21 protein-coding genes are annotated in these 26,517 nt (G+C 69.6%); 16 read left to right on the forward strand and 5 right to left on the reverse strand.

The window, feature by feature from the left end; genetic code table 11:
- The first annotated feature begins 537 nt into the window (after positions 1 to 537).
- From KA419_18830 to KA419_18850, 5 genes are read left to right on the forward strand one after another with little or no spacing between them, the layout of a single operon-like run.
- Positions 538 to 1,437, forward strand: a complete 900-nt coding sequence (locus KA419_18830; GenBank protein MBP7867989.1) for a periplasmic heavy metal sensor — start codon at positions 538 to 540, stop codon at positions 1,435 to 1,437.
- A 19-nt stretch (positions 1,438 to 1,456) separates the two neighbouring features.
- Positions 1,457 to 1,690, forward strand: coding sequence for a hypothetical protein (locus tag KA419_18835; protein MBP7867990.1), 234 nt, complete (start codon positions 1,457 to 1,459; stop codon positions 1,688 to 1,690).
- On the forward strand, positions 1,690 to 2,091 hold the full coding sequence (locus KA419_18840) for an RNA polymerase sigma factor (GenBank protein MBP7867991.1): 402 nt from the start codon (positions 1,690 to 1,692) through the stop codon (positions 2,089 to 2,091). Before KA419_18835 ends, KA419_18840 begins: the two co-directional genes overlap by 1 nt.
- Before the next feature lie 20 nt (positions 2,092 to 2,111).
- Positions 2,112 to 2,516 carry a hypothetical protein gene (locus KA419_18845; protein ID MBP7867992.1) on the forward strand — a complete coding sequence of 135 codons (405 nt, stop codon included), beginning with the start codon at positions 2,112 to 2,114 and terminating at the stop codon, positions 2,514 to 2,516.
- Positions 2,516 to 2,926: a hypothetical protein gene (locus KA419_18850; protein MBP7867993.1), complete on the forward strand. Its 411-nt coding sequence runs from the start codon at positions 2,516 to 2,518 to the stop codon at positions 2,924 to 2,926. Before KA419_18845 ends, KA419_18850 begins: the two co-directional genes overlap by 1 nt.
- Before the next feature lie 51 nt (positions 2,927 to 2,977).
- Here the strand turns inward: KA419_18850 and KA419_18855 are convergent, their stop codons facing one another.
- From KA419_18855 to KA419_18870, 4 genes are all read right to left on the reverse strand, one after another.
- Positions 2,978 to 3,640, reverse strand: a complete 663-nt coding sequence (locus tag KA419_18855; protein ID MBP7867994.1) for a hypothetical protein — start codon at positions 3,638 to 3,640, stop codon at positions 2,978 to 2,980.
- Between the two features lie 45 nt (positions 3,641 to 3,685).
- A complete protein-coding gene (locus tag KA419_18860; GenBank protein ID MBP7867995.1) occupies positions 3,686 to 3,847 on the reverse strand; it encodes a hypothetical protein in 162 nt (53 codons plus the stop codon).
- 165 nt (positions 3,848 to 4,012) lie between these two features.
- Positions 4,013 to 9,148, reverse strand: coding sequence for a VCBS repeat-containing protein (locus KA419_18865; GenBank protein ID MBP7867996.1), 5,136 nt, complete (start codon positions 9,146 to 9,148; stop codon positions 4,013 to 4,015).
- 470 nt (positions 9,149 to 9,618) lie between these two features.
- Positions 9,619 to 10,524 carry a DUF3662 domain-containing protein gene (locus tag KA419_18870; protein MBP7867997.1) on the reverse strand — a complete coding sequence of 302 codons (906 nt, stop codon included), beginning with the start codon at positions 10,522 to 10,524 and terminating at the stop codon, positions 9,619 to 9,621.
- Between the two features lie 257 nt (positions 10,525 to 10,781).
- Here KA419_18870 and trpS point away from each other — a divergent pair, with 257 nt between their 5' ends.
- The 10 genes from trpS (at position 10,782) to KA419_18920 (ending at position 23,544) form a co-directional block, all read left to right on the forward strand.
- Positions 10,782 to 11,777, forward strand: a complete 996-nt coding sequence (trpS, locus tag KA419_18875) for a tryptophan--tRNA ligase (protein ID MBP7867998.1) — start codon at positions 10,782 to 10,784, stop codon at positions 11,775 to 11,777.
- Positions 11,774 to 12,958 carry a hypothetical protein gene (locus KA419_18880; protein MBP7867999.1) on the forward strand — a complete coding sequence of 395 codons (1,185 nt, stop codon included), beginning with the start codon at positions 11,774 to 11,776 and terminating at the stop codon, positions 12,956 to 12,958. Before trpS ends, KA419_18880 begins: the two co-directional genes overlap by 4 nt.
- Before the next feature lie 58 nt (positions 12,959 to 13,016).
- Positions 13,017 to 14,783, forward strand: coding sequence for a signal peptide peptidase SppA (gene sppA, locus KA419_18885; GenBank protein MBP7868000.1), 1,767 nt, complete (start codon positions 13,017 to 13,019; stop codon positions 14,781 to 14,783).
- Between the two features lie 215 nt (positions 14,784 to 14,998).
- Positions 14,999 to 15,877, forward strand: a complete 879-nt coding sequence (locus tag KA419_18890; protein MBP7868001.1) for a hypothetical protein — start codon at positions 14,999 to 15,001, stop codon at positions 15,875 to 15,877.
- A 13-nt stretch (positions 15,878 to 15,890) separates the two neighbouring features.
- The gene (locus KA419_18895; protein ID MBP7868002.1) at positions 15,891 to 16,946 is read left to right on the forward strand and encodes a PQQ-binding-like beta-propeller repeat protein; all 1,056 of its coding nucleotides are present in this window, start codon (positions 15,891 to 15,893) and stop codon (positions 16,944 to 16,946) included.
- Between the two features lie 21 nt (positions 16,947 to 16,967).
- On the forward strand, positions 16,968 to 17,843 hold the full coding sequence (locus KA419_18900; protein MBP7868003.1) for an ABC transporter ATP-binding protein: 876 nt from the start codon (positions 16,968 to 16,970) through the stop codon (positions 17,841 to 17,843).
- The gene (locus KA419_18905; GenBank protein ID MBP7868004.1) at positions 17,840 to 18,592 is read left to right on the forward strand and encodes an ABC transporter permease; all 753 of its coding nucleotides are present in this window, start codon (positions 17,840 to 17,842) and stop codon (positions 18,590 to 18,592) included. The genes KA419_18900 and KA419_18905 overlap by 4 nt, the downstream gene beginning before the upstream one ends.
- Before the next feature lie 454 nt (positions 18,593 to 19,046).
- Positions 19,047 to 22,019 carry a M6 family metalloprotease domain-containing protein gene (locus KA419_18910; protein ID MBP7868005.1) on the forward strand — a complete coding sequence of 991 codons (2,973 nt, stop codon included), beginning with the start codon at positions 19,047 to 19,049 and terminating at the stop codon, positions 22,017 to 22,019.
- A gap of 143 nt (positions 22,020 to 22,162) precedes the next feature.
- Positions 22,163 to 22,435 (forward strand): hypothetical protein, encoded by a 273-nt coding sequence (locus KA419_18915; GenBank protein MBP7868006.1) that lies wholly within the window; start codon positions 22,163 to 22,165, stop codon positions 22,433 to 22,435.
- On the forward strand, positions 22,432 to 23,544 hold the full coding sequence (locus KA419_18920; protein ID MBP7868007.1) for an NAD(P)/FAD-dependent oxidoreductase: 1,113 nt from the start codon (positions 22,432 to 22,434) through the stop codon (positions 23,542 to 23,544). Before KA419_18915 ends, KA419_18920 begins: the two co-directional genes overlap by 4 nt.
- A 349-nt stretch (positions 23,545 to 23,893) precedes the next feature.
- Here KA419_18920 and KA419_18925 read toward each other — a convergent pair whose 3' ends face one another.
- Positions 23,894 to 25,234, reverse strand: coding sequence for a dihydroorotase family protein (locus KA419_18925; protein MBP7868008.1), 1,341 nt, complete (start codon positions 25,232 to 25,234; stop codon positions 23,894 to 23,896).
- A gap of 382 nt (positions 25,235 to 25,616) precedes the next feature.
- Here KA419_18925 and KA419_18930 point away from each other — a divergent pair, with 382 nt between their 5' ends.
- Positions 25,617 to 26,357, forward strand: a complete 741-nt coding sequence (locus KA419_18930; protein ID MBP7868009.1) for a metallophosphoesterase family protein — start codon at positions 25,617 to 25,619, stop codon at positions 26,355 to 26,357.
- The last annotated feature ends 160 nt before the right edge of the window (positions 26,358 to 26,517 follow it).

Below are 26,517 nucleotides of genomic sequence, written 5' to 3' on the forward strand. Positions count from 1 at the left end.
GGGTAAAAGCGTTTTGATTATCTATGATGCAACCGCAAAAAGTCGATTTAGCCCGCGAATCCCGCGAACGAACGCGAATCAGAAAACAACAATCAATTGATATTATTCGTGTTGTGAATTCGCGTCTATTCGTGGTATTCGCGGGAAATCTCCCTTTCGCGACTTTTTGCGGGGTCATCCTTCTTGACCAATTGGCTTCGGGTGGTCGCGGCCGGCGGATTACCGGATTCCCGGTACGAAATCCTGGCGAAGGTCGCGGGCGACGCGAAATTCCTTTCCTGACCCTTTGCGAGGCTTTGCGGCCTGGCGCCTTTGCGAGCGTTATGACGGGCTAAAATGCTTTTCGCGAGCGTCCGGATGATCCATTTATCCGCGGTTTGTCGGAAGGACCACCCCGAAACCGCCCGTCACTCTTTTCGTCCGGCTCCCCTTCGGATAGAATGACCGTGTAACCATCCCGCCGGACCGGTCGTCTGTAGGGTCGGATGGTTCAGAAGGCGCCTCGACCTCCGAAACGTCCGGAAAAGGAGAACGCTCATGCAAACCCGAAACCTGAATTCGAACCCCCGGCTCCTCGTCACTCTCTGCCTCGCGGCCCTCCTGTCGGCCGTCTCCTCGTTCGCGCCCGCCGCCGCCCCGCCCCCGGTTGCCGTGCCCGAACTGAACCCGGTGCTCGTGAAGTCGCCGGTCCAGTGGATGCAGGAATTCCTCGGCCGGCTGGACCTCACCCCCGAGCAGATCCAGCAGATCCTGGAGGTCTTCCGCTCCCACGCCGCCGAACTCCAGGTGGTGGCCGTCGAGGAGTTCGCGGCCCGGACCCTGCTCAACCAGGCCGTCCACCAGTGCACCCCCAACCCGATCGCCGTCCGGATGGCCACGGTCGGTGTCGCGGCCGCCGACCTCCAGCTCAACCTCCTCCGGGCGGCGCTCTTCGCCGAGATCCACCCCATCCTCACCGAGGGCCAGCGGGCCGAGTTGCAGGGCCTCACCGACCTCGTCCAGGGGTGGGTCACCCAGGCCGCCGGGTCCTGCGGTTCGAATTCCGGGCCCCACCCGGTGCTGGACGCGCTGAGGGACCTGGCCGCCGCGAAACTGGGGCTGACCGAGGACCAGCGGGCGCAGCTCCAGGCCGTCATCGACCGGCACAAGCCGCTGGTGTGCACCCAGCTCAACCAGGAGATCGCGGCGCGGAAGTCCCTCCTGGCGGCCATCCGGAAGCCGGCGGTGGACACGGGCGCCATCCTGGCCGCGTCCACGACGGTCTACGAGGTGGACGTCGCCTTCAACCTGGAACGGGCCGACATTTACGCCGAGGTTTGCGCGATCCTGACCCCCGAGCAGAAGGACAAGCTCCGCGGGATCGTCGATCGCGTGCGGACCGCCGTGGAAAAGCTCCTCGAGGCCCTGGCGGGGGTCTTCCCGCAGGCGGCCTGGTGACGGGGAAGGAGGCGGCCTGTTGGGGCCCCCGGGAGCGGGATCCCTTGCCGGCGGCGGGTTGCCGGGGTCGAACGCGCCAGTGGACGCGTCGGCCGACCGGCAACTCGCCGCCGCCATTTGCGGGGGCGACGAAAGCGCCTTCGAGCGCTTCGTGGAAGCCCACCACGGCCGGGTGGCGAGGCTGGCCGGGCGCTTCTTCGGCAACCGGCCCGACGTGGAGGACATCGTGCAGGACGTTTTCGTGAAATCCTGATGCGGACGTACCGTGGCGAGATGCCCCTGGACCACTGGCTGTCCCGGATCACGGTGAACGCCTGCTACGACCGGCTCCGTTCCCGGCGGCGGCACCCGGAGGAACCGGTTTCCCAGCTGGGGGAGGAGCAGTCCTTCCGGCTGGAGAACCGGCCGGAGCCCGAGGGCGACAACCCCGAGGAGCGCCAGCGGCGGCGCGAGGAGTGCGAGGCCGCCCGGGCGCTCCTGGAAAGGCTCTCCGCCGCCGAGCGGCTGGTCCTCACCCTGATGATCCTCGAGGAACGCTCGGTGAGGGACATCGCGGCCCTCACCGGCTGGTCCTCGGCCAACGTGAAGATCCGGGCCTTCCGGGCCCGGCGGAAACTGCGGAAGCTGATCCTTCCGGAAACCCGGAAAGGCTGAGCGCGAAGAGGAGGTGGAGGATGTTCAGGAAAAAACGACCCCAGGCAAGTGGCCCGGGACCCTCGGCGGAAGCCGCCCGGATCCGGGACCTGCTGGAATCGGCCGCCCTTCCCGGGGACGAGGCGCCGCCCTTCGCCCCCTGGGTCCTGTCCCGGATCCGTGACGGCATCGCCCGCCGGCAGGCCCGGCCCGATGACGACCCCGCCTTCCACCCCGCGGGGGCCTTCGCCCTCCGGCTGCTCCCCGCCACCTTCGCCCTGGCCTTCGCCCTCACGGCCTGGGCCGGACTGGAGATGTGGACGGGCGCGGGGGCCTCCCCGACCCGGGGCCCGTCCCGGCAGACCCTTCGGACCGTGGAGGAACAGATCATCTCCGACGTGCTCTTCGGGCTGCCGCCCCAGGCGCCGGCGCAGGGAGGGAAGTGATGCGGGGCCTCTGGAAATACCGCCTGGCGGTGATCGGGGTGTTCCTCCTGGGCCTGGTCTCCGGCGCCGCCGGCATGTACATCTACAAGCGGAAGCAGGACCAGCAGGCGTTCCGGCAGCCGGACACGGTCGCTCGCGTGGTGGCGCAGCGACTGGGGGACGATTTCGGCCTGAGCCCCCGGCAGGAGGAGGAGGTCTTCCTGGCGGTGAACGCCGCCCGGGCCGACCTCATCGAGTTGTTGCGGGACCGGATGCCGCAGATCCTCCTGGTCGCCCTGGGCGCCGTCCAGCGAATCCGCAACGCCATGGACGAGAGCCAGCGCGCGGAATTCGACCGCTGGCTGGGGGAACGACGGGAACACCTCCAAAAACTGCTGGGCGATCAGACCCCGGTTCCCCTTTTCCACTGACCGCACCCGGCCCCGTCGCCCGAAGGCAGGCCGGGGCCCGAAACGCGGTTTTCAGCGGCCGCCCTGGCCGTGAGGCCCGCCTTGGCCGCCGTGGGGTCCGTGTCCCTGCCGGCCCTGTCCCTGCTGACCCTGGCCCTGCTGCTGACCCCCCTGCTGCCCGCCTTGGGGGCCCGGCTGCGGGGGGGCGTAGGGGCCGCCCTGGGGATATTGCCCGCCATACGGGACCTGGGGAGGGGCGCCGTAAGGGCCCTGGGGGTACTGCCCGCCGTAGGGTCCCTGCGGGGGGGCGCCGTAGGGCCCCTGGGGGTATTGCCCGCCTTGAGGGGGATAGCCGCCCGGGGGGGGATAGCCGCCCGGCGGAGGGTAGCCCCCGGGGGGAGGATAACCGCCGGGGGGAGGGTAGCCCCCGGCGGGGGGATAGCCGCCCGGGGGCGGGTATTGGCCGTACGGCGGGTACGGGCTGTAGGGCTGGTACCCGGGCGCCGCCACCGGGCCGGCGTAGCGGGAACTCCCGAATGCCAGGATGGGGAGGAAGACGATGGGGAGCAGGAGCAGCCCGACGGCGAACCCGCCGCCCTGACCGTAGGCCTTCGCCAGGTCGATGGTGATGATGACGAACACGACGAGGCTGACGCAGGGGATGAGCATGAGGAGGATCCACCAGAGCGGGCGACCGATGATCTCCAGGATCACGATGAAGTTGTAGATGGGCACGATGGCGGCCCAGCCGGGCTTCCCCGCCTTGGTGAACAGCTTCCATCAGCAGGCGATGATGAAGACCGCAAACGCCAGCCCGACCAGGATGATGGGCAGAAGGATCTCGGCCCCGATGCGGTCGAACAGGCGTTCCAGGTCGAAGAGGTCCTCGAGGTCCCCGCGGTGAAGGAGCGAACCCAGGGCAAGTCCCAGCTCGACGATCATGGTGTCCTCCCGGTTTCCGATTGGTTGGGGTCAGCGCGCCTCAAGCCGCCGGGGACGGGCGCGCAGGCCCTCATGGTTCTTCTGCGATGTCGTCACCCCTGGATGATATCACGGGGGTCCCCTTCCCACAAGGGCCTTCTGCCTGCCGCCGGCCCCGAGGGCCGCTCAGTCCAGCGCGATGGCGGGAACGGCGCTCAGGAAGCGACCGCCGTAGTCCCCGAAAAGTTCGAAAACCAGCAGACCGCGGCTCACCGTCTCCGGTTCCAGCAGGAGGTAGCCCCCGAACATCCCCGGCAGCTCGGGCATCAGGTTGCCCAGCAGGAAAATCCCCCGCTGCCGGCACTCCGGGCACGCCTCCGACGGCTTTTCCAGCATCAGTTCGCGGCTCGCCAGCGTCACGCCGTCCGGGCCCACCGCCTTCACCGTCAGGCGGGTCCGCGCCCGGCTGTCGGGCTCCAGCACCGCCACCCCGGTGTAGAAGCTCCACCCCCCCACCGAACCGTTGGCGATGTGGCCCAGCAGGTAGGTCGAGTGCCCCAGGCCCTGGAGGGGCAGGCACGTCACGAAGCGCCCCGCGGGCCCCGACTCCCCGAAGGTCACGCACCCCGTCAGCCCCGCGACTCCCTTGGGGTCGATCTCGAGGTATCCCGTGGTCGGCCCCGTCAGGCCCATCAGCGCCGCCACGTCCAGCCGGGCCTTCCCCCGCGCCGCCACGTTCACCGGCACCCGCTTCAGCTCGGTCCCCGCGTCGTCGTGGAGAATCACGTCCGGCCAGGCTTCCTCCGCCCCCGTGCACACCAGCGTCAGTTCCGTGAAGTACCCGACGCCGAAGTCCCCGCAGGCCACGTGCGGGCTGTAGAGCGTCCCGGCTTTCACGTTCCCGGGAAGGGCCTCCAGCGCCGCCGCGTTGGATCCGTTCGTCCCGAACGTCGACGACCCCGACAGGCCCCGGTCCGAGGTCACCCGCACCCAGTCCCCCTCGCCGATCCCCGGGAACAGCGCCGCGGCCCCCTCGTCCAGCCGTCCCCAGCCGGCGAGGGTCCGGCGGACCGTCTGCACCACGGTCCCGTCGGCCCCGTGGCGGTTCAGGACCACCGAGGCCGCGTCCCGCCCCGGGTTCACCAGCGTCAGCCGGGTGTAACCGGATCCCGCTCGCACCACCGGGAAGGCCAGCTCCGTCAGGACGTCCCAGGGCCCCGGCGTCTTGACCCCGTCCATGTCGTCCCCAGCCGGCGCCGTGCCCAGGTAGAACCCCTGCACGCTGGGCGTGGTGGCGAAGGAGCGCACCCACCGCCCCGGCTGGTCCGCCCCGGCGCCCACCGCGTCCCGCAGGTACATCGCCGACTGCCCCTTCGCCCCCAGTGTCAGCAGCCCGGCCGACAGCGCCTGGGCGTGGCCGTCCTCCAGGAGTTCGAAGAGCACCTGCGCCGGCTGTGACCCCGTGTTCACCACCGAAAAGGAGGTCCAGGAGCTCCGGGGGTAGTACGCCCCGTTCGTCCCCTGCGGCAGGGTCTGCACCAGCCCGTCCTTCCCGTACACCCCCCCGGCCTGGGTCCCCCCGCCGAGGGTCACCAGCGTGGTCACCCCCACGTTCCGCGCGTTTCCCGAGGCGTCCGTCAGGATCCCCCCCACCATCTCCGTCATCGCCCTGGAAAAACCCAGGTGCCCCGCGACGTCCGTCACGTACAGCGACAGCGTGGGGTCGTCGGTGTACCCCACCAGGGCGTCCGGGCCGTTGAGACCGTCGAAGTTCCCCAGCCGCACCGAGGAGGGGGTGTGCGGCAGGTCGACCCGCTGCGCGCCCGCCGTGTCGAACACGTTCCCCTCCAGTGCCCGGACGGCCACCAACTGCTTCGTCCCCTTCACCGCCACCGCCAGGTCGTCCCGGCCGTCCCGGTTCAGGTCCCCCGCGTCCACGTCCGACGGTTCCGCACCCAGGCCCGTCAGGTCTGCCCGGGTGAAGGCGCCCGACCCGTCGTTCCAGAACACCGACACCCCGCCGCCGGCGCGGCACGCGGCGGCCAGGTCCGGTTTCCCGTCGGCGTTGAAGTCCCCCACCGCCAGCGCCTCCGGGCCTGCCAGCGTGGCGTAGACCTGCGCCTCCGAGAAGGCGTCGCCCCGCACCACCTCCAGGGCGGACCCGGAGGCGCTCACCGACACGCTGTCCTTGTGGCCGTCCCCGTCCACGTCCGCCGTGGTCAGCACGGTGGGCGCCGTGTCGATCTTCACCCTCCGCCACGCCCTCGCCGCCGCCGGCTGCGGCTTCTTCCACGTGTCGAACACGCTTTCCCAGGGGTAAACCGCCAGGACCCCCGATTCCTCCCCCACCAGGAGGTCCGGTTTCCCGTCCCCCGTCACGTCCGAGGCCGCCACCGCCGCCGGCGCGTCGCCCGACAGGCCGCGCACCTGCAGCCCCGCGAAGCCGCCGTCCGGCTGCCCCAGGCTCCAGTACACCGCGTTGTCTCCTTCCGCCACGGCCACCAGGTCCTCGCGGCCATCCCGGTCCACGTCCGCCAGCACGGTGTCCTTCAGCGAGCCCCCGAGGCTGTACACCGACTGCGCCCCGCTCCCCTCCCCGCTCTTCTCGAACAGCCCCACGTGGGGGTCCGGGCCCACCGGCGCCGGTCCCGGCGCCCCCCCCGACTGGTGCTGGGTCAGCACCGACACGATGAAGCCCGGGTGGGCGAGGTCGAAGACGAAGCCCCGGAGGTCGGCGCACAGCAGCGTCGCCGCCTGGGCCCCGACGCCCCCGGGCCCCCAGTTGGTCGCCCCCGTCGCCGGCCACACGCCGCCGCCGACCCCCAGCGTCACGCCCAGGAACACGCCCCCGTTCCGGGGCGTCCAAGCCGCGGTGCTCTCGTTGAACCGGATCAGGAAGTAGTTTTCGCCCGCCACGTAGCGCAGCAGCTGCGCCGCCTGGGGGCCGATCCCGGCCAGGGCCGCCCCGGCCACGGGCTCGGGCCTTCCGCCGGTGCCCAGGGCGTACTCCGCCACGGCCAGGTCCAGCACCCGCTCGTCCCCCGCGGGGACCGGCGACGCCGTCGCCAGGGTCCCCGTCGCCAGCGTCTGGCTCAGCAGGGACTTTGCCGGCAGGTTCACCCTGACCAGCATCGGGTCCGCCGGCGAGGCCGCCGGGAAGGCGTCCGGGGCGACGCGCAGCGTGAGCGCCGACGCCGGCAGCACCTGGGAGGCGCTCCCCGGGTACACCGCCCCCGTCTTCGACGCGTCCGCGTAGCACTCCACGCCCACCGCCGTCGTCTGGGGCGGGTTCACCACCAGTTCCGTGGAGTACTCGCTGCCGACGGGGCTCGTGTTCCCCGGGTGCGCCTCCGTGACGGTCCGGATCCGGAACCGGTTCGCCTGGTTCCGCTTCAGGGCCACCGGCAGGCTCGACACCGCCTTGTCGGACGTCGCGGCCTCCAGCACCCACGTCTCGAGCCCGGCGCCCGACGGGGCCTTCGTCGTTTCCAGGCGCCAGATCTCGTACCCTCCCGTCTCCTCCTGGAAGGCGATGGGCGTCCACGCCAGCACCGCGCCCCCCGCCGCTGTCGCCTCCGCCTGGAAGGCCCCCGGCGTCACCGTCTGGGTCACCGACCAGCCCGCCCCGAACTTCAGGTCCAAGAACGCCCGGACAGCCGGGTCCGACGCCGTGAGCGCGTTGTAGTCGAGACGTCCGTCATCGGACGTTTCCAGCTTCGACAGGCCGGTGAGGGCGGCCGGGATCTCACCGGCCAGGGCGTTGCCCCGGAGGGACAGGATCGTCAGGTTCGCCAGGTCCCCGAGCCCTTCCGGCAACGGTCCGCTCAAAGCGTTGTCGGCCAGCGTCAGGGTCTGCAGGTGGGACAGGTTCCCCAGGCTTTCCGGGAGCGGGCCGGACAGCTGGTTGAACTCCGCGTCGAGGTGTTCCAGCTTCGACAGGTTGCCCAGCTCGGCGGGCAGGGGCCCCGTCAGCCGGTTGTCGCCGAGGGCCAGGGCCCGCAGCTCGTGAAGATCCCCCAGTTGCGGGGGAAGGGTCCCGGACAGCCGGTTGACGTTCAGGGACAGGGTTTCCAGGTGGGCCAGGTTTCCCAGCGTGGCGGGGATCTCCCCGGTGAGCTGGTTGTCCGTCAGGACCAGCTCGTGGAGGTTCACCAGGTTGCCGAGTTCGGGGGGGAGGGCCCCGGAGAGCAGGTTGACGTCCAGGTAGAGGGACTCGAGCCCGGTCAGGTTTCCCAGCCAGGACGGGAGGAAGCCCGTCAGCCGGTTGTTGGCCAGGGCGAGGACCTGCAGCTGCGCCAGGTTCTGGAACGTGGACGGGATGGGCCCCGTCAGCTCGTTCTCGTACAGCGTGAGGATGCGCAGCGAGGCCAGGCTGCCCAGCTCCGGCGGGAGGGGCCCGCCCAGCCGGTTCTGGTGGAGCTGGAGCGTCTCCAGGGCCCCCAGGGCGCCCAGGGCGGCGGGGAGGGCCCCCGTCAGGCGGTTCTCGCTCAGGTCCAGGACCTGGAGGCTGGTCAGGCTTCCCAGTTCCGGGGGGATCGCCCCCGAGAGCTGGTTGCCCTGGAGTTCCAAAAGTTCCAGCTCGGCCAGCGCCCCCAGCTCGGCCGGGATGGGCCCGGTGAAGGCGTTGAAGTTCAACCCGAGGGTCCGGAGGTCGGCCAGGCTCCCCAGCCAGCGGGGGATGGAACCGGAGAGCTGGTTGTAGGAACCTTTGAAGATCTGCAGGTTCATCAGGCCGGCGTAGGTGTCGGGGATCGTCCCGGTGAACTGGTTGTGCTCCATCGCCAGCCCGGTCAGGCTCGCGCAATTCCCCAGTTCCGGGGGGAGGTTCCCCGTGAACTGGTTGGACTCCAGCCAGAGGGACCGGAGCAGGGAAAGGTTCCCCAGTGAGGCCGGGAGAGCGCCCGAGAACGCGTTGCCGTTGAGGGCCAGCTCCCGGAGGGCGGCCAGGTTGCCGAGGGTGGGCGGGAGCGGGCCGGTGAGGAGGTTGTCGTTGAGGGAGAGCACTTCCAGGGAGGTGAGGTTGCCGATGGACGCGGGCAGGGTCCCCGACAGGTTGTTGCCCATGAACTCCACCACGGTGACGACGTCGTCTCCCACCGTGACGCCGAACCAGCCGCCCTCGGTGCCCGGGAGGGCGAAGCCGTCGGTGTGCAGCGGCGGGGTCTTCCACCCCGAGTTGGCGGTCCAGCCGTCCCCGCCGGTGGCGTTGTAGAGGTCGATGAGCGCCTGGCGCTGGCCGGCAGGGATCGAGGCTGCCGCCCATCCGAAAATCAGGCTCGTCAACAAGAGGGTCGCGAACGCCAGCCACGCCGTGCGAACCATTTCACACCTCCAAGGGGGTCACTACCTCCTATTGTATCCCGCTCCCGCCCTTCCCGTCAGCGGTTTTTTCAAGGCGGCGGCCTCCCGCGCCCGGCGGGCGCCTGCCGTGAGTGCCGCTGGGGCATCGGACGTCTTCTTCCGGACCGTCAGCCTCGCCGCCTGCACTGAATCACGAAGTTCACTCATCGACACTCAGACTGAAATCCATGGAAAAGACAGGTCAACCACAAAGAACACATGGAACGCAAAGAATGATATCCCCGCATAACGTCATATTTCCCCGCGAATCACGCGAATGAACGCGAATCGGAAATCAATAATCACTAGAAATTATCGTGTTATATGTTCGCGCATATTGGCGTTATTCGCGAGAAATATCCCTTTCGCCACTTATTGCGACCGCATCAATATTAGTGAATATTAGTGCAATTAGTGGTTGAAAACAGGATGGACGCGTTGCGGGGCCGGGGTCAGCGGACGGGGTTGACGCGGATGGTGGCGTCGTGCTGGGGAGGCGGCGTGGTGCGGAAGCGGACCCGGACCTTGCCCAGGACGAGGATGTCGTCCGCCTTCAGGGGGACGGCCTCGCCCTCGGGGGTGTTCCGGGCCACGGGGAGGAGCTTCTCCCCCCGCTGGACCCAGGTGCCGTTGCGGCTGCCGGTGTCCGACAGGCGGAAGGCCCCGTCGCGCCAGGTGATGCGGGCGTGCCGGCGGGAGACCCAGAAGTTGGGGTCCGACTCGGAGGCGGGGCGGGCGAAGGCCATGTGGTTGACCCGGACCGTCTCGCCCGTCCGGTGGTTGAGCACCTGCTGCATCCGGCCGAGATTGAACTCCTGGCGGAAGATGCGCAGGGGCGACTGGTAGGCGGTCCCCTCCAGGACCTCGAGCCAGGCGTCCTCGGAGACCTCGGAGCGCGGCGGGATGACCGAGAGGATCCGCTCGCGGTCGTGGGGGCTCATCATCACGGTGACCTCGCCGGGGTCCTCGCCCGGCTGGGGCCAGGAGAACTCCACCCAGCAGGGGGAACGGCCGAACTGGGGCGACTTCCGGTCGTGGCAGCGGACCGTCACCCGCAACCGGTCGAGAAACTGGTACCCCCGGTCCTTGATGTACTCCTCGATGTGCTTCCGGAAATCGGCGTTGTTGAAGAGGGCCTCGTACTCCTCGGCGATCTCGGGACGGGGGGCGTGGAGGTGGATCACCATCCGGTGGGCGACGTAGACCTTGTCATCGACGAAGACCCGGCGGTTCTTCTCGATCTGGCGGCGGATCTGCCGGACAATGTCGAGGGGTTCCCAGGCGCTCCCCCGCCCGGCGAAATCGTGTTCGAACGCCGCCCGGAAAAAGGACTCGAGTTTGTCCAGGACCCCTTTCATGCTCCCCTTCTCTCCCCCCGGTATCGGAATCGGTATCGCAATCGGTATCGCAATCGCAATCCCTCCCCCCGCCGACCCAAATCGCCGCCGATCCCGATCCCGACCCCGAGGGTCGCGTTGGAGGCCGACCATCGGGCCGCCGGAGGATCCTCAAATTCTACACCAGGGACGGGCTCGTGCGCCACCCCTGTTTTCCGGCGGTTTGACAGGGACGGGGCATTGTGCTAAGTTTCCGGATCGCCGGGAAGGAGGACACCATGACCGAGACTGCCGGGAAAAAACGGGTACTGTCGGGGATCCAGCCCACGGGCGGGCTGCACCTGGGGAACTACTTCGCCATGATGAAGCCCATGATCGAGTTCCAGGACTCCAGTGATCTCTTCTGCTTCATCGTGAACTACCACGCCCTCACCACCGTCACCGAGGGGAAGCTGCTCCGCCAGGGGACCCTCGAGGCGGCCATGGATTTCATCGCCCTCGGCCTCGACCCCGACCAGTGCACCTTCTGGGTCCAGGGGGACGTCCCCGAGGTGACGGAACTGACCTGGGTGCTTTCCTGCTCCACCTCCATGGGCCTCCTGGAGCGCTGCCACTCCTACAAGGACAAGGTGGCCCACGGCATCGTCCCCAACCACGGGCTTTTCGCCTACCCCGTCCTCATGGCGGCCGACATCCTTCTCTACCAGGCCCACACGGTCCCCGTGGGCAAGGACCAGAAGCAGCACATCGAGGTGGCCCGGGACATCGCCGAGCGCTTCAACCACGTCTACGGCGACACCTTCGTCCTGCCCGATCCCCTCATCGACCCCGACGTCGCGGTGGTCCCGGGGCTCGACGGGCAGAAGATGAGCAAGTCGTACCGGAACACCCTGGAGATCTTCGACGAGGAGGCGTCGATCCGCAAGAAGGTCATGAGCATCGTCACCGACTGCACCCCCGTGGAAGCGCCGAAGGACCCGGACAAGTGCAACGTATTCAAGCTCTACTCCCTCTTTGCGACGCCGTGGGAGAAGACAGACCTCGCCGACCGGTACCGCCAAGGCGGCATGGGGTACGCCGTGGCCAAGGAGATGCTGGCGGAGAAGATCAACGCCTGCTTCCGGCCCTACCGGGAGCGCCGGCGCGAGATTGCCCGCGACCGGCAGGGCGTGGAGCGGACTCTTGCCATGGGCGCCGAGAAGGCCCGGTACGTGGCGCGGAAGACCCTGCAGAAGGTCCGGCGAAAGACCGGCCTGGACTACGCCAAATCATGAGGGGGACCGCCGTTTTCGCCCCGGTGCTCCTGGCGCTGCTGGCGGCGCCGGGGGCCGCCGCGGCGGAGCCGACGGTCCGCGTGGGCGTCCTGGGCCTCATGCGACCGGTGCGCATCACCGCGCGGCCGTCCGGGTCCTGCCGGATCACGCCCGAGGCCGCCCGCGCCGCGGCCCGGACGCGGCAGGGCGTTCCCGGCGCCCTCGTTCTCGACCTCGACCCGGGTGGCGTTCGCTTTCACGCCCCCCGGGGAACCCCTGCCGGGCCCGTTCCGGACGTCGTCTTCGACCCGGGGGAGGGCGCCGTCGAACTTTCCCTCGACAACGGTTTCCGGCGGGCCTTCCGCGGCCGGGTCCGCATCTTCCCGTCCACGGCGGGGCCTTACCTTCAGGCGGTGGTGGAGCGCCCGCTGAGCGCTTACCTCGCGGGCGTGATCCGGGCGGAGACCCACGGGGCCGCGCCCCCTGACGCGCTGCGGAGCCTGGCCGTCACCGCGGCGTCCTACGTGCGGTCCCGCCGGTCGCCCCACGGCCCGGAGGGTTTCGACTTCTGCGACGCGACCCACTGCATGTACTATGCGGGGGAGGAGAAGCTCCCGCCGAACGTCCGGGAGGCGGCGGAGTTCGGCGCCCGTTTCACCCTGGTCCCGGGCGCGGGGGAGTCCCCGGTGTTTTCCTCCTGCTGCGGCGGCGAGTGCCTTCCCCCGTCCTGGGTGTGGCCGGAGGCGGGCCCCGGCGGGGAGGGGAAGCCCGTCGCCTGCCCGTGGTGCCGCGGGAGCGCCGATTTCGCCTGGCACGCCGAGATGCCCTTCGAGCGCTTTCGGAAGATGGTGCAGGCCGTTTTCGGGGTCGAGGGCCTCGCGGCGGTCGCGGTGACCATCGACGCGTCCGGCGGCTACCGGGTGGCCTTGGAGGGAGGGGAGCACAAGCTCGTGCTGCCCGCGGAGAAATTCCGCATCGAGATCGGCCGGCGCTTCGGCTGGAACCTCTTCCGGAGCAGCCGGTTCACGGTGAAGCGCCGCGGCGGCCTCCTGCGCTTCGACGGCCGGGGCTTCGGGCACGGGGCCGGCCTGTGCGTGGCGGGGGCCGCGGCCATGGCCCGGAAGGGGTACGACTGGAAAGCCATCCTGGGTTTTTACTTTCCCCGGTCCACCCTGTCGGGAATCCCCGGCGCCCCCCGGTGAATCTTTTTATCGGAAACCCCGTAAAAGGGGGTTCGATCGCCCTGGAGGAAAGCTCGACATGAAGAAAGGCTGGATCGTTCTGCTCGTGTTCGGGGTTCTGCTGCTGGTGGGGGCCGGCATCGTGTTCTTCACCCTGGTCAGCATGCTCCTGGACGTCGAGCCCGCCGTCCCCGACCGCTCGGTGCTGGTGATCAACCTCTCGGGCGAGATCCCCGATCATGTCGAACCGAGCCTGTTCGCGGGGCTTTTCGAGGGTCGGCCCCTGACGTTCCAGGACATCCTGGCGAGCCTCGACAAGGCCCGCTCCGACAAGCGGGTCGCCGGCGTCTGGCTGAAGATCAACCGCCCCGAGCTGGGGTGGGCCAAGGTGACCGAGCTCCAGAAGGCGATCGAGAACTTCAAGGGGCGGGGGAAACTGGTGGTGGCCACCATCCAGGCCGCGAACGAGCGGGAATACGCCTGCGCCCTCCCCGCCGACAGCATCTACTTCTGCCCGGAGGCCGGGTGCGAGTTCAACGGCTTTACGGCCGGCGCCATGTTCATCAAGGACATGTTCGGCAAGATCGGCGTGCAGCCCGAAGTCGCCCGGTTCGGCGAGTACAAGTCCGCGGGGGACATGCTGGACCGCACCACCATGAGCGAGTACCAGAAGGAGGAGATGCAGGCCGTCCTCGACCAGACCTACGAGAACTTCGTCCAGATGGTCTCCTCCCGCCGGCCGAAGATGACCCCCGAGAAGGTGCGCGCCCTCCTGGAGCAGGGCCTGTTCAACCCCCGGGAGGCCGTTGAGGGCGGCTTCGCCGACGGCATCCAGTACGACGACGAGGTGGAGGCGATGGTCCTCGCCAAGGTGGGCGGGGGACGAACCGTGAACGGGAAGAAGCGCCTCCAGACCGTCGGGGTCCAGCACTACCGCCGGGTCAGCTGGCAGGCGGCGGGCGTGGAGACGGGCCCCATTGTGGCCGTGGTCCACATCGACGACTTCATCGGGCAGGGCAAGGACGGTTACAGCCCCATCTTCGGCCGGGTGACCGGGACCCAGCGGGTCCTGTCCGCCCTCCGGCAGGCCCGGGAAAACCCCGAGGTGAAGGCCGTCGTGGTGCGGGTGGACAGCCCCGGCGGCGACGTCCTCGCCTCCGACCTGATGTGGCGGGAGATCGCCATCACCGACAAGGTGAAGCCCGTCGTCGCCTCCATGTCCGACTACGCGGCGTCGGGGGGCTACTACGTCTCCTCCGCCTGCCGGCGGATCGTGGCGGGGCCGGGGACCGTCACCGGGTCCATCGGCGTGGTGGCCGCCCTCTTCAACCTTTCCCAGCTCTTCAACGAGAAGCTGGGGATCCACTTCGAGACCCTCAAGAAGGGGGAGTGGGCCGACGCCATGAACCCCTACCGCCCCATGACCGACGCGGAGCGGGAGCGCTTCCACCAGGAGGTTCGCGGGGCTTACGACCGCTTCGTGGCCAAGATGGCCCAGTGCCGGAAGAAATCCGTCGCGGACCTGGACAAGGTTGCCCAGGGCCGTGTCTGGACGGGCCGGGACGCCCAGGCCCTCGGCCTGGTGGACGAGTTGGGCGGCATGGACAAGGCGGTGGAGATCGCCCTCCGGGAAGCGAAGGTCTTCTCGGAGAAGCGTCCCAACCTGGTGACCTTCCCCCCGCCCAAGGACTTCTGGGACCGTCTCGCCGAGTCGGTCTCGGACATGTCCTTCGCCGGCAACGACGCCTCGGTTCTCTCCCGGGAGCTGAAGTTCCTCGGCCGGTTCATCCTGCCCCGCTCCGGCGCCGTCCTGGCCGTCATGCCCTACGGCCTGCAGGTGGACTGAGCGGGGCTCCTCACCCGACGGGCCCGGTCGGCACCCCCGCTGAACCGGGGCCTTCCTGCACCGTATGTTCACGGCCGGCGCCCGCGTCTTGCCCCCGGCTGTGACGCCCCTTCCCCTTCGGGAAGGGTCAGGGTCCTCGAACCGCCCTTTCCCCATTGACTTTCCCCCCCCGCTTGCGCTAGCTTCATTCCAACTACGTTTCAACGGAGGCATCCATGCGGCTCCTCAGGACGGCGTTGCGGACGTGGGCGGTCGTCGCCCTCTCCTGCGGCCTGGTGTTGGCCGGGCAGGCCATCACCCGGGAAGACCTCGTCAAGATGGCGAAGGCGGGGCTCGACGAGGCCCTGATCATCCAGATGGTCCAGGACGCACCCAGCGTCCCCACCCTCACCACCGACGACCTGATCGCGCTGAAATCGGAGGGGGTCAGCCAGAAGATCCTCCAGGAGGTCATGCTGCAGGCCAAGCGCCTGGAGCGGGTCTCGGCGGCCTCGGTGACCCTCCCCCCGTCCCCCGACATGACGTCGGCGCCGGTGGCGGGCTCATCCCAGGCCCTCACGCCGTCCACCGGGACGGACCCGGACGCCCGCCTGAAGGAGTTCGAGGGCAAGGTCGCGGCGATGCCCGTCGAAAAGGCCCTGGCCTGGCTCCTGGGCAATGCGGAGGACGTCGGCTACGCCCGGCTCCTCAAGGCCACCGACGCCGAGAAGGAGCTGTTGTCGAAGGCCTTCGCCTTCGCCGGGCCGGCGGACGAGTTCGCCGTCGGGGAGAGTTCCGGGCGCCTCATCAACTTCAACCGCACGGCCTGGGTGGAACCGTGCCCCGCCTTCGTTCTCGTCACCCGCATGGGCGTGGTTCACGTCCTGACGGAGGCCCCCGCGAAGAAACTCGCCGAGGACGTGGACCCCCGGCGCCTCAACCCCCAGGACAACCTCATCGAGGACACGTCGAAAACCGAGGTGCAGTTCCTCCTCTCCGTCACCCGGTACGACTCCGCCTTCAAGCGTGATGTCTCCTACCGGGCCCGGGTCAAGGGCTGCAAGAAGGACCTCGGGGCCGTGCTGCTGGCCGTCGGCTGGAAAAAGAAGAAATAAAAGGAGATTCGAAATGAAACACATCACGACCCGGGCGGCGCGGGGTGCGCTGCTCGTCCTGTTCGCCGGGGCCGCCACCCTGGCCGTCCCCGGTGCCGCCGATTCCCCCCGGAAGTTGTGGAGTGCGAAAACCGGCGGCCAGACCGCCGCGGTGGTGGGCATCCACCGGGACGTCCTGGTGGTGACGGCGGGGGAGTACGTGGAGTTCGGTTCCCCCAACCACGTCCTCCTGGGCCTCGACCTTGCCACCGGCAGGGCCCTCTGGAAGGTCGATGCCGGCAAGGGCCGGATCGCCTCCGCCCCCCTGCTTCGGGGGGGGCGGGTGATCCGGGAGTCGGGCGGCGGCCCGCGGTGGGCCGTGGATGCCCTCACCGGGAAGCGCCTCCCCGCCGGGTCGGGCGCGCGGACGGACGGGGAGGGGGAGGAATCGCCCGCCACCGGCCGGCGTTTCACCGTGCAGGACCGGGAGTTGGTCTGCCTTTCCGACGACGGGACGGTCCTGTGGCGCCGGGCTTTCGGGACGAAGCCGGCGGCCCCGCGGGTTTTCCGGGGATTCGCCCTGGTGGCGACGGAAGGGGAAAGGGCCCTTCACGCCCTCTCGCTGACCGACGGCGCCGAGGCCTGGAACGTGGCGGTCCCGCCGGTGCCGGGCGTCAAGGACCCCGAAGCCGTCAACTTCGGCTTCGGCCTGGAGGACGGGATACTGGCGGTGGCCAATTACGACGGCACCGTGACCGCCTGGGCCGTGGACGGGCCCGGGGCACCCTGGACGACGACCCTGGAGGTCGACCCGGCCAATCTCGGGCCGGCCGAGGGCGGCGTCCGGGTCTACACCGCCGACGCCGGCGTGAAGCGGGCGCATTACGACAAGTACGCCCTCCCGGAGGCCGAGCTGCTCAAGGCCCTGGGCGGGAAGGTGCCGGGGACGTCCTTCCGGCTCGTGGTGCGCGTGGAGGGGGCCGCCACGGCGGTGGTCAAGCCCGCCGACCCCGCGGTGCAGGCCCCCGTGGACGGCTTCCGCATCGAGACCCTGCGCTGCCGGGTGCTCGGCGTCCCCCGGTGGGAATGAGACGGGGCCGGGGGGGCGGCGATGCCCGCTGAGGCGGACGGCCCGGCCATCCGGGCCCGGGGTCTGCGGAAGGACTTCGGCAAGGTCCGGGCCCTCGACGGCGTGAGCCTGGAGGTCCCCCGGGGTCGGATCTACGGTCTGCTGGGGCCCAACGGCGCCGGCAAGACCACCCTCATCCGGCTCCTGACGGGGGCCGCCCGCTCCACGGCGGGCGAGGCGGCGGTTTTCGGGCTCCCCGTGCCCGACCGAAAACGGGCCGTCCGGGCCCGCCTCGGTTACATGCCCCAGGCCCCCGCCCTCTACGGCGACCTCACCGTTCGCGAGAACGTGGCCTTCTTCGGGCGGGCCCACGCCCTGGACGACCCCCCCGCCCGCGTGGCCGCCGCCCTCGCCTTCGCCGGCCTCGCCGACCTGGCCGACCGCCGGGCCGACACCCTCTCGGGCGGTTACCGGCAGCGCTGTTCCCTGGCCTGCGCCATGGTCCACGACCCGGAGCTGCTCCTCCTCGACGAGCCCACGGCCGGGGTGGACCCCCTGCTGAAAGAGGCTTTCTGGAAGGGGTTCCGCGACCTCGCTGCCCGGGGCGTCACCCTGCTGGTCTCCACCCACCAGGTGGACGAGGCCCTGGCCTGCGACCGGCTCTGCGTGCTGCGGGAGGGGCGCGTGGTGGTGGAGGACACGCCGGGGGGGCTCCTCGCCCGGGGGGGCGCGGAGGTGGAGATCACGGCGGGCGGGGAGACGTTCGCCCGCCGGCTCGCCGACTACCCGGCGGAACTGCCCCGGCTGCTGGCCCGGTACGGGCTTTCCGCCGACGTCCGGGCCATTCGGGTGCGGCCGGACGGCTTCGAGGCGGTCCTCCTCCGCCTGCTGAGGGAGGACGGGGAGGATCGGCCATGAAGTCCCGCGTCCTGGCCGTGAGCGGGCGCATCGCACGGCAGCTGAAGGGTGACAAGCGTTTCCTGGGGCTGGCGCTGGGGGTGCCCCTCCTGGTGGTCTACATCCTCCGCGCCTTCATGGACGCCCTTCCGCCGTCGGCGCGGGTCTTCGCCGACCTGGACCACCTCGGCCTGCTCATCACGGCCTTCATCGTCCACTTCACCGCCTATATCCTCTGCCTGGTGGTGATCGTCCGGGAGCGGCGCGAGCAGACCCTCACCCGGATGTTCGTCAACAACTTCCGACCGGTGGAGGTGATCGGGGGCTACCTGGTGGGCTACGCGGTGCTGGCCACCGTGCAGGCCGCCCTGGTGATGGGGGAGGTCTGCCTCCTGTTCCGGCTGTCCTACCCGCCCGGGACGGTGGCGGCCATCTTCGCCGTCTACTGGCTCCTGGCCCTCATCTCCATCGCGCTGGGGATGCTGGTTTCCAACCTGGCCCGGACCGAGGCGCAGATCTTCCCCTTCGTGCCCCTCTTCATGCTGCCGTCGGTGCTGCTGTCGGGGCTGGTCATCCCCGTCGATCAGCTCCCCTGGAGCGTCCGGTGGATCGCCCACGTCACGCCCTTCACCTACGCCCTGGACGTCCTCAAACCGCTGGTGGGGCAGGGCGTGGCCCTCCCCGACTACCTCGCCGGCATGGCGGTGCTGGCCGCCTGCGGCGCGGTGCTGCTGGCCCTCGCCGGGCTCACCCTCCGCGAACGCGACTGACCGGGAGAGGGGAAAGCGCGGAGCATGAAGAAAAGGGAGTGTTAAGGGCAAAGAGGTTAAAGGGCAAGGGGGTTAAAGGACAAAAAGGCTAAAGGGCAAAGGGGTTGAAGGACAATGAGGCTAAAGGACAAAGAGGCTAAAGGGCAAAAGGGTTAAAGGACAAAGGGACCTAAAGGACCAAAAGGACTTAAAGGACGGCCCGGTGTTGCTGTCTTAATGATCTTGATGGGTCATTGGGGTCCTTGGATCTTTTCGGTCATTGGGGTCGTTTTGGTCGTTTTGGTCCTTTGGGTCGTTTCGTCCTTTCTTGCCCGATGACCTGGAACGCTCTCCGGCGGCCCCTGTTTTGAGGGTTTGCAAAATCCCGGGACACTTGCTGAATTTTTTCGTAGAATCCCCTGTTCGCCGGGTGGAGGGGGGTCCCTCGCCCGACCCGATTCCCTGGGAGGTTGGCATGCGTGCGATCCTGACGATGTTCGTTCTGTGGGTGTGTTCCCTCAGCCTCTTCCCCCTCGCCCCGCCGCGACCCGGCGAGCTGGACCGGTACCGGTCCGACGGGACGCTCGCGGCCCGGCAGGCCTTCGCCGAGGGCCTGGGAAACCACCGGTTCGCGGAGGGCCTCCTGGAACGGCTGCGGTGGAAGTCGCAAAAGTACGCCCTCATGGCGCAGGGCCGCACCGAAGCCGAGGCGGAGGCCGAGCTGACGCCGCCCCCGGCCTGGAGGGGAATGCCCACCACCGGCAACGTCAGGATCTTCGCCCTCCTCATCGAGTTCACGGACGAGCCCTCCACCTACACGGCCGGGGACATCCACAACCGGATCTTCGGGGACGGCGCCGGGGGCTTCCCCTACGAGAGCCTGCGGAACTTCTACCGCCGCTCCTCCCTGGACCTCCTGGAGATCGGCGGCGCCACCCTCGGGTGGTACCGGACCGCCTACCCGCGCACCAGCGTATCCCAGACGGACACGGGGCGCGAAGCCCTGATCCGCGAGGCCCTCGTGGCCATGGACGCCGCGGGCCACGACTTCTCGGTCTATGACAACAACGGCGACGGCGCCGTCGACTATTTCATGGTGTTCTGGACCGGCGAGGACAACGGCTGGGCCAACTTCTGGTGGGCTTACCAGACCACCTACGGCGACGGCTCCCTCCTGCTGGACGGCAAGCGACTGAGGGACTACTCCTGGATGTGGGAGAGCAACCCCCCGGGCGGCGACTTCGAGGTGGCCACCATGATCCACGAGACGGGCCACGCCCTGGGGCTTCCCGACTACTACGACTACAACGACTCCATCGGGCCGCAGGGCGGCTGCGGCGGGCTGGACATGATGGACGCCGCCTACCTCGACCACAACGCCTTCAGCAAGTTCCTCCTGGACTGGATGACCCCGTCCTTCTACGCCGGGGGCGACCACGTCGTCTCGCTCCGGGCGGCGGCCGGAACCACCGACGCCGCGATTTTCATGCCGGGCATCGTCAACGGCACCCTCTTCGGTGAGTTCTTCCTGGTCCAGAACCGCCGCCGCACGGGCAACGACCTGCAACTGCCCGCCGACGGCCTGGTGATCTGGCACGTGGACTCCCGCCTGAACGCCTCCGGGAACAACTTCGTCTACGACAACTCCTACACTGCCCACAAACTCCTCCGGCTGATGGAGGCCGACGGCCTCGAGGAGATCGAGACCGGCAACGGCTGGGCGGACGCGGGGGACTTCTACACGGCCGGCAGGACGATCGGGCCGGGGACCCTGCCCAGCAGCAACCGTTACGACGGGTCCTCCACGGGCATGGGCGTCGACACCGTTTCCGCCCCGGGCAACCCCATGACGTGCCGCATCTTCCAGTGCGTGCCCCCGGCGGCCCCCAACAGCCTCCAGGTGACGGCGACCACCGCCCACAGCGTGAGCCTCTCGTGGAGCGGCGTCCCCGGCGTGTCCCGCTACCGTGTCTACCGGGACGGCAACCCCGCCTGGTCGGGCAGCGTGACCGCCACGACCCTGGAGGGGCTCAAGTCGTCCACTCACTACTGCTTCACCGTCAGTGCCCAGGACAGCTGCGGGGAAGGGCCGGCCTCCCCCCCGGTCTGTGCCGACACCGACAACGCCGTCCGGGTGGCGTTCTGCGCCCACGCGGTCTCCAGCCCCGCGTGGCAGACCCGCCTCCACCTCGTCAACACGGGCTCGCAGGCGGCCGCCCTCACCCTCGAGGGCGTTCGGCCGGACGGGACGTCCGCGGGGATGGTCACGACGCCGGCCCTCGGCGCCTCGTCCCTCTACGAGCGCGACCTGGCGGAGATCTTCCCGCCCGAGGCCCTCACCGGGGACCTCTGGGTGAAGGTCTCCTCCGAGACCGACTTCCGGGGGGTCGTGGAGTTCGGCACCCGGGACGGGAAGTCCGCGACGGTCCTCCCCCTGGCGGGCTCGCCGTCCCGGGAGGCCTTCTTCCCCTACGTCTACGTCTCCCCTGCCGGGAGCGGGTCCTTCTACACGGGGATCACCCTCGTCAACCCCGGCAGCCAGGCCGCCGCGCTCACCCTCGGGGCGGCCGACGAGAACGGCGCGCCCCTCGCCGCGACGACCATGTCCCTCGCACCGGGCGAGAAGTACGTGAAGCTCGTGGACCAGGTCTTTCCGGGCGTGACCGACCCGACCACCATCCGGTCGGTCACCGTGTCCGCCGACGCCCCCCTGGTCGGTTTCGAGCTCTTCGGGAAGTGGGACCAGCCGGGGCTTTCGGGCCTCATGGCCGCCGACGTCTCCCCCACGGCCCTCCAGGCTGCCGCCGGCCCGTCCCCGATGCACTTTTTCGAGATCCCCGACAACACCGCCTGGTTCACCGGCGTCACCTTCTGCAACCTGGGGGCCCAGAGCGCCACCCTCCAGGCCACTCTCCGGGACGCCGGGGGCCAAACCATCGCCCAGGCCTACTTCGGCGTGAACCCCCGGCAGCAAATCACCCGGGAAATCTGGTCCCTCTTCGGTTTGGAGGCCGTCCCGGAGGCCGCCTCCCTCCGCGTGGAGTCGGCCTGGCCCACCGCGGGCTTCGAACTCGTCGCCAGCCGGGATGCCGACCCCGGCGCCTTCCGCTTCGACGGCCTCCCCGCCGTGAAGTCCGGGGGGGAGCGCCTGGTGTTTCCCCTGGTGAAACCGGCGCCGGAGTTCGCCACCCGTGTCTCCCTGCTCAACCTCGCGGGCGCGGCGGTCACGTATGCCGTGAAAGCCTTCTCCGCCGCGGGGCAGCTGCTGGGGACCGCCGAGGGGTCCCTCCCCGCCAGGGGACGGGTGGCCGCGGCCCTGGGGGACCTCTTCCCGACGGCCGCAGAGGTCGCCTGGCTCCAGGTGGACGCGTCCGGCGCCGTCGCGGGGAGCCTCTCCGCTGACTCCGCCGACGGCACGCGCCGGGTGGGCTACCTCGGGTTGCCGTAGGGCCGGGGCGGGGCCGCCCGGGTGGGCGAAGGGGAGAGGGGACCCCGAGGGGGCCTTCTCCCTGGCGGCCGGCAGACCGACGCCCCGGGCGGGGCGCCGCGACCCGTTGCATCGGTGACTTTTTCGTGGTAAGGTGGCGCCTTATGGGACCGCAACGCCTCCTGCCCGACAGCTACGAAGACCTGGCCGCCGAACTGGGGCCCGCGACGGCCGCGTTCGACGCCCTGTTCCAGGAGGCCATCCGCTACTTCGACTCCCTGCTGGGCCAGGACGCCAAGTCCACGCCCGCCCTGGAGAAAAGCTACGTGGACCGTTTCGCCGCCCTCCTCGCCGCCGAGGGCTTCCTCCAGCCCAAGAACATCCGGGAAGCCCTGATCAAGCTCAGTTACGGTTACTACATGAAGACCCGGTCATGAGCGCCGGTTTCGCCTCATCCGACACCGTCGCGGTGGCGGGTGCCGGTCCGGCCGGCTTGTCCGCCGCCCTGGCCCTCGCCCGCGGGGGATGCCCCTGCGTGCTCTACGAGCGGGGGCGGGTCGGGGGCGATATCCGGTGCGCCGAGGGCGTCCTGGACTTCGCCGGGGTGGTCCCGGACGTCCGGCCCTTCGTGCGGACCCGGGTCCGCCGGGCCTTCCTCACGGCCGGCGGGGAGCGGTTCGTCTTCGACCTGGGGCGCCGGAGCCGTTTCGCCGTCATCGACCGGGCGGACTGGCAGCGGGACCTCGCCCGGCAGGTGCGGGACGCCGGGGTGAACCTCCGGGAGGGCGCCCCCGCCGACCCGTTCGACCTCGCGGCCCGCCACCGCTGGGTGGTGGACGCTCGGGGCCGGTCCGCCTTCCCGACGTTCCGGGGAATGCCGGGTGCCTTCGGTTTCGGGCTGCAGTGGACCCTGGAGGGGGATTTCACCCCCTGGCGGGACGCTCTGGACGTGGAACTCGTCTCGGACCCGCCAGGCTACTTCTGGATCTTCCCCAAGGGCGACCGGGTCGCCCACGCCGGCTTCGGGCGGCTCGTCACCGGCGGCCCCCTGGCGAACGCCTGGGCCCTGCTGGAGGACTTCCTCCGCCGCCGCGGGATCGACGGCGCCCGGAAACTGCGGAAGGCGGGCGGCTGGATGCCCCTGCACCCCTGCCGCCCGCTGGTGGAGGGGAACGTACTTCGGGTGGGCGACGCCGGCGCCTTCGCCTCCCCCCTGCACGGCGGGGGGATCGACGGCGCATGGCTCTCGGGCGAAGCGGCGGCGGCGGCGATCCTGGACGGTCGCCCGGAGGCGTTCCCCGCGGCCGTCGATCGCCGCATCGGCCTGCTGCGCCGGGTGGAGCGCCACCTCCTCGCCGGCTGGGAGCGGGAAGGCGACGCCCCCATCCTCCGGGCCGCCCGGCGCCTCCAGGCGACCGGACCGCTGCTGAAGGTCTCGCTCCGCCTCTTCTCGAGCCCGGGCGTCGCGGCGGCCGTCCGGCGCGCGCTGGGGAACGAGCGGGGGAACCGGTATTACGGGGAATGGACCACGGATGAACACGGGTAACAGATAAAAACCACGAACCACACGAACCACACGAACGTGCTCTTGCGTTGAAAACGAGGGAAACCGGTTGAAAAACTGCCGCGGGATACGCGAATTGAAATCCTGACATCCCTGCAAACAGGGCGGGGGCACCGGAACCCTGCCGGCAATCGCTTCTCGGGTCCCGGCTTTGCGAGGCTTTGCGCCCTTGCGCCTTTGCGAGAGGCTGAGGCCGCATCGCCTCTTTGTTCCCGGAGTTTCCGGCTTATCCGTGTTTATCCGTGGTTATCCTTGGTTCCTCTTCGGTGTTTCCGGGTTGGGGCGGTGAAAGGGCCGGCTCCGGTCGGTCCTGGAAAGGGCGGCCGAAAGATCAGGCGTGGCGCCGGAGGCGGCGGCCCCAGCCGGGCTCGGCGACGATCCCCTCGGTCGCGTCGTAGACCACCCGCCCGCGCACCAGGGTCTTCACCACCTTCCCCCGGAGCGTCATCCCTTCGAAGGGCGTGATTTTCCCCTTCGAGAGAAACCTTGCGCCCTCCACCGTCCAGTTGCCCTCGGGATCCACCAGGGCGAAATCCGCGTCCTTGCCGACGACGAGGTGCCCCTTCCGGTCGGCGAGGCCGTACCGCCGTGCGGCGGAACCGGCGATGACGTCCGTGAACCGGGACAGGGAGAGCCTCCCGGCCAGGTAACCCTCGGAAAGCAGGTAAGGAAGCAGTGTCCCCGTCCCCGGGATGCCGGAGTAGTCGGTCCAGATCGAGCCGGTCTCCTTCTCCTCCCGGGGGCAGGGGGCGTGGTCCGAGGCGGCGAAGGTGACGGTGTTCAGGGCGAGGAGGCGCCAGAGGGCGTCCCGCTGGCCGGGCTTCACGGGCGGGGTGATCTTGAGGGGGGCGCCGATCCGGGCGAAGTCCTCCAGGTCGAAGGCGAGGTAGTGGGGGGCCGTCTCGCAGGTGACGGTGCGGATTCCCCGGGTGAACTCCGCGGCCGCCGCGGTCCCCACGTGGCACAGGTGGAGCGGGGCCCCCGTCCTCCGGGACAGGGTCACGGCGCAGACGGCGGCCAGCAACTCCGCGGACTCGGGGCGCGCCTCGTAGTGCCGGACCGGCTCGTTCCCCCGCCGGCGGGCCCAGGGCTCCGCCGCGGACACGTAGTCGAAATCCTCGGCATGGAGGAGCACCGGGAGGCCCAGCGACGCCGTCTCGGTCAGCAGCCGCTCGAAGCGCCAGTGGTCGAGGCGGGCGAAGGTGTCCATCCCTGAGACGAAATAGGCCTTGATGCCCAGCACCTCGGGGGCCAGTTCCCGGACGTTGCCGGGGAAGCCCTCGTCGAAGGACTGGCGGGAAATGCCGCCGTAGAGCCCGAAGTCGACGACGGATTTGCCCGCGATCGCCGCCAGCTTGGTTTCGAGGTTGGCCAGCGTGGTGACGGGGGGCACCGAGGTGCAGGGCATGTCCACCACGGTGGTGACGCCGCCCGCGGCCGCGGCCATGCTGCCGTGGGTGAAGTCTTCCCGGTGGGTGTAGCCCGGGTCGTCGAAGTGCACGTGGGGGTCGATGCCGCCGGGGAGGACGAGGAGGCCGCCGGCGTCGAGGACGTCCGAATCGCCGCCCAGCCCTTTCCCGATCTCGGCGATGATCCCTTCCTCCACCCGGAGGTCCGCCCGCTGGGGTTCGTCCCGCTCCGGGAAGGCGACCCGACCGTTGCGAATGATCATGACCCCACCTCCGCGCCTGGAATTCCACGACCTGAATATTCTACCACGGTCCGTCGAAACCGCACCGACGGACTCCATGTCCGGCTGGAGCCCCGCCTCCGGGGCGCGAATCAGATCGGCCGCCCCTTGTCCGGTGGGAGCACCGCCTCCGGCGGAGCACCCCCCGACTAATATCCTGTATCCCTTCGGGATACGTAGGGAAGCGATTCTTGAAAAACACTGCATCCGGAGAAAAACCAGAAGAATGCCGAAAAGCAAACCGCGAAGAAAACCACGCGAATTTTGCTGCCACGCCGGCGGGGTGAGTACCGGAGGCCTCTTTCTGCTAGAATGGAACTGTTTTCGGGAAGAGGGGACATCGTCGGGAAAGAGGGAAGGAAACGTGAAAATCGCCGTGCTGGCCGACATCCACGGGAACCTGCCCGCCCTGGAGGCGGTGCTGGCGCATGCGCGGGAGGCGGGGGCGGACCGTTTCCTCGACCTGGGGGACGTGCTTTACGGCCCGCTGTGGCCGCAGGAGACCTTCGAGGTCATGCGCCGTCTGGAAGCGCCGACCGTCCGGGGGAACGAGGACCGGGAACTCGTCGAGGCGGCCGACCGGGGCCGGTTCCGCTCCGAAACCGTGCGTTTCTCGGTGGAAGCGATCGGACCGGAAGGTATCCGGTGGTTGCGGTCACTTCCTTCTGCACGGTCGGACGCCGAGGGGCTGTTTCTCTGTCACGGCACGCCCTCGAACGACAAGACCTACCTGCTGGAGGACGTCTCGCGCGGTTTCGCCCGGGTCCGGCCCGAAAGGGAAATCTCCGCCGCGCTGGAAGGGGTGACGGCGCCGGTGGTGCTCTGCGGCCACAGCCACATACCAAACCTCGTGGCGATCCCCGGCGGCCGGATCGTCGTCAACCCCGGGAGCGTCGGCCTCCCGGCGTACGACGACGACGCGCCGGTCCCCCACGTCATGGAGACCTTCGCCCCCCACGCTTCCTACGCGCTGCTGGAGCGGGCGGACGACGCGTGCCGGGTGGCCCTCCACAGCGTCCCCTACGACCATCCCGCCGCCGCCCGGCGCGCGCGGGAGAATGGTCGCCCCGACTGGGCCGCCTGGCTGGAGACGGGCCGGGCGTGACCCGACGCGAAGGAGCAGGTCAAGCCGCCGCATTCCTGTACATTGTAATCAGGACGAGGAAGCAAGTGGCTGCGGGGAGCACCACCGCACTCCCGTTTCGCAAAGAACTCTCTTTGGACCTGTGCCCCCGCAGCCTTTGACAGAAGTCGGGTGACCGTCG

Source organism: Acidobacteriota bacterium, from assembly GCA_018001935.1.
Lineage (GTDB): Bacteria > Acidobacteriota > JAAYUB01 > JAAYUB01 > JAAYUB01 > JAGNHB01.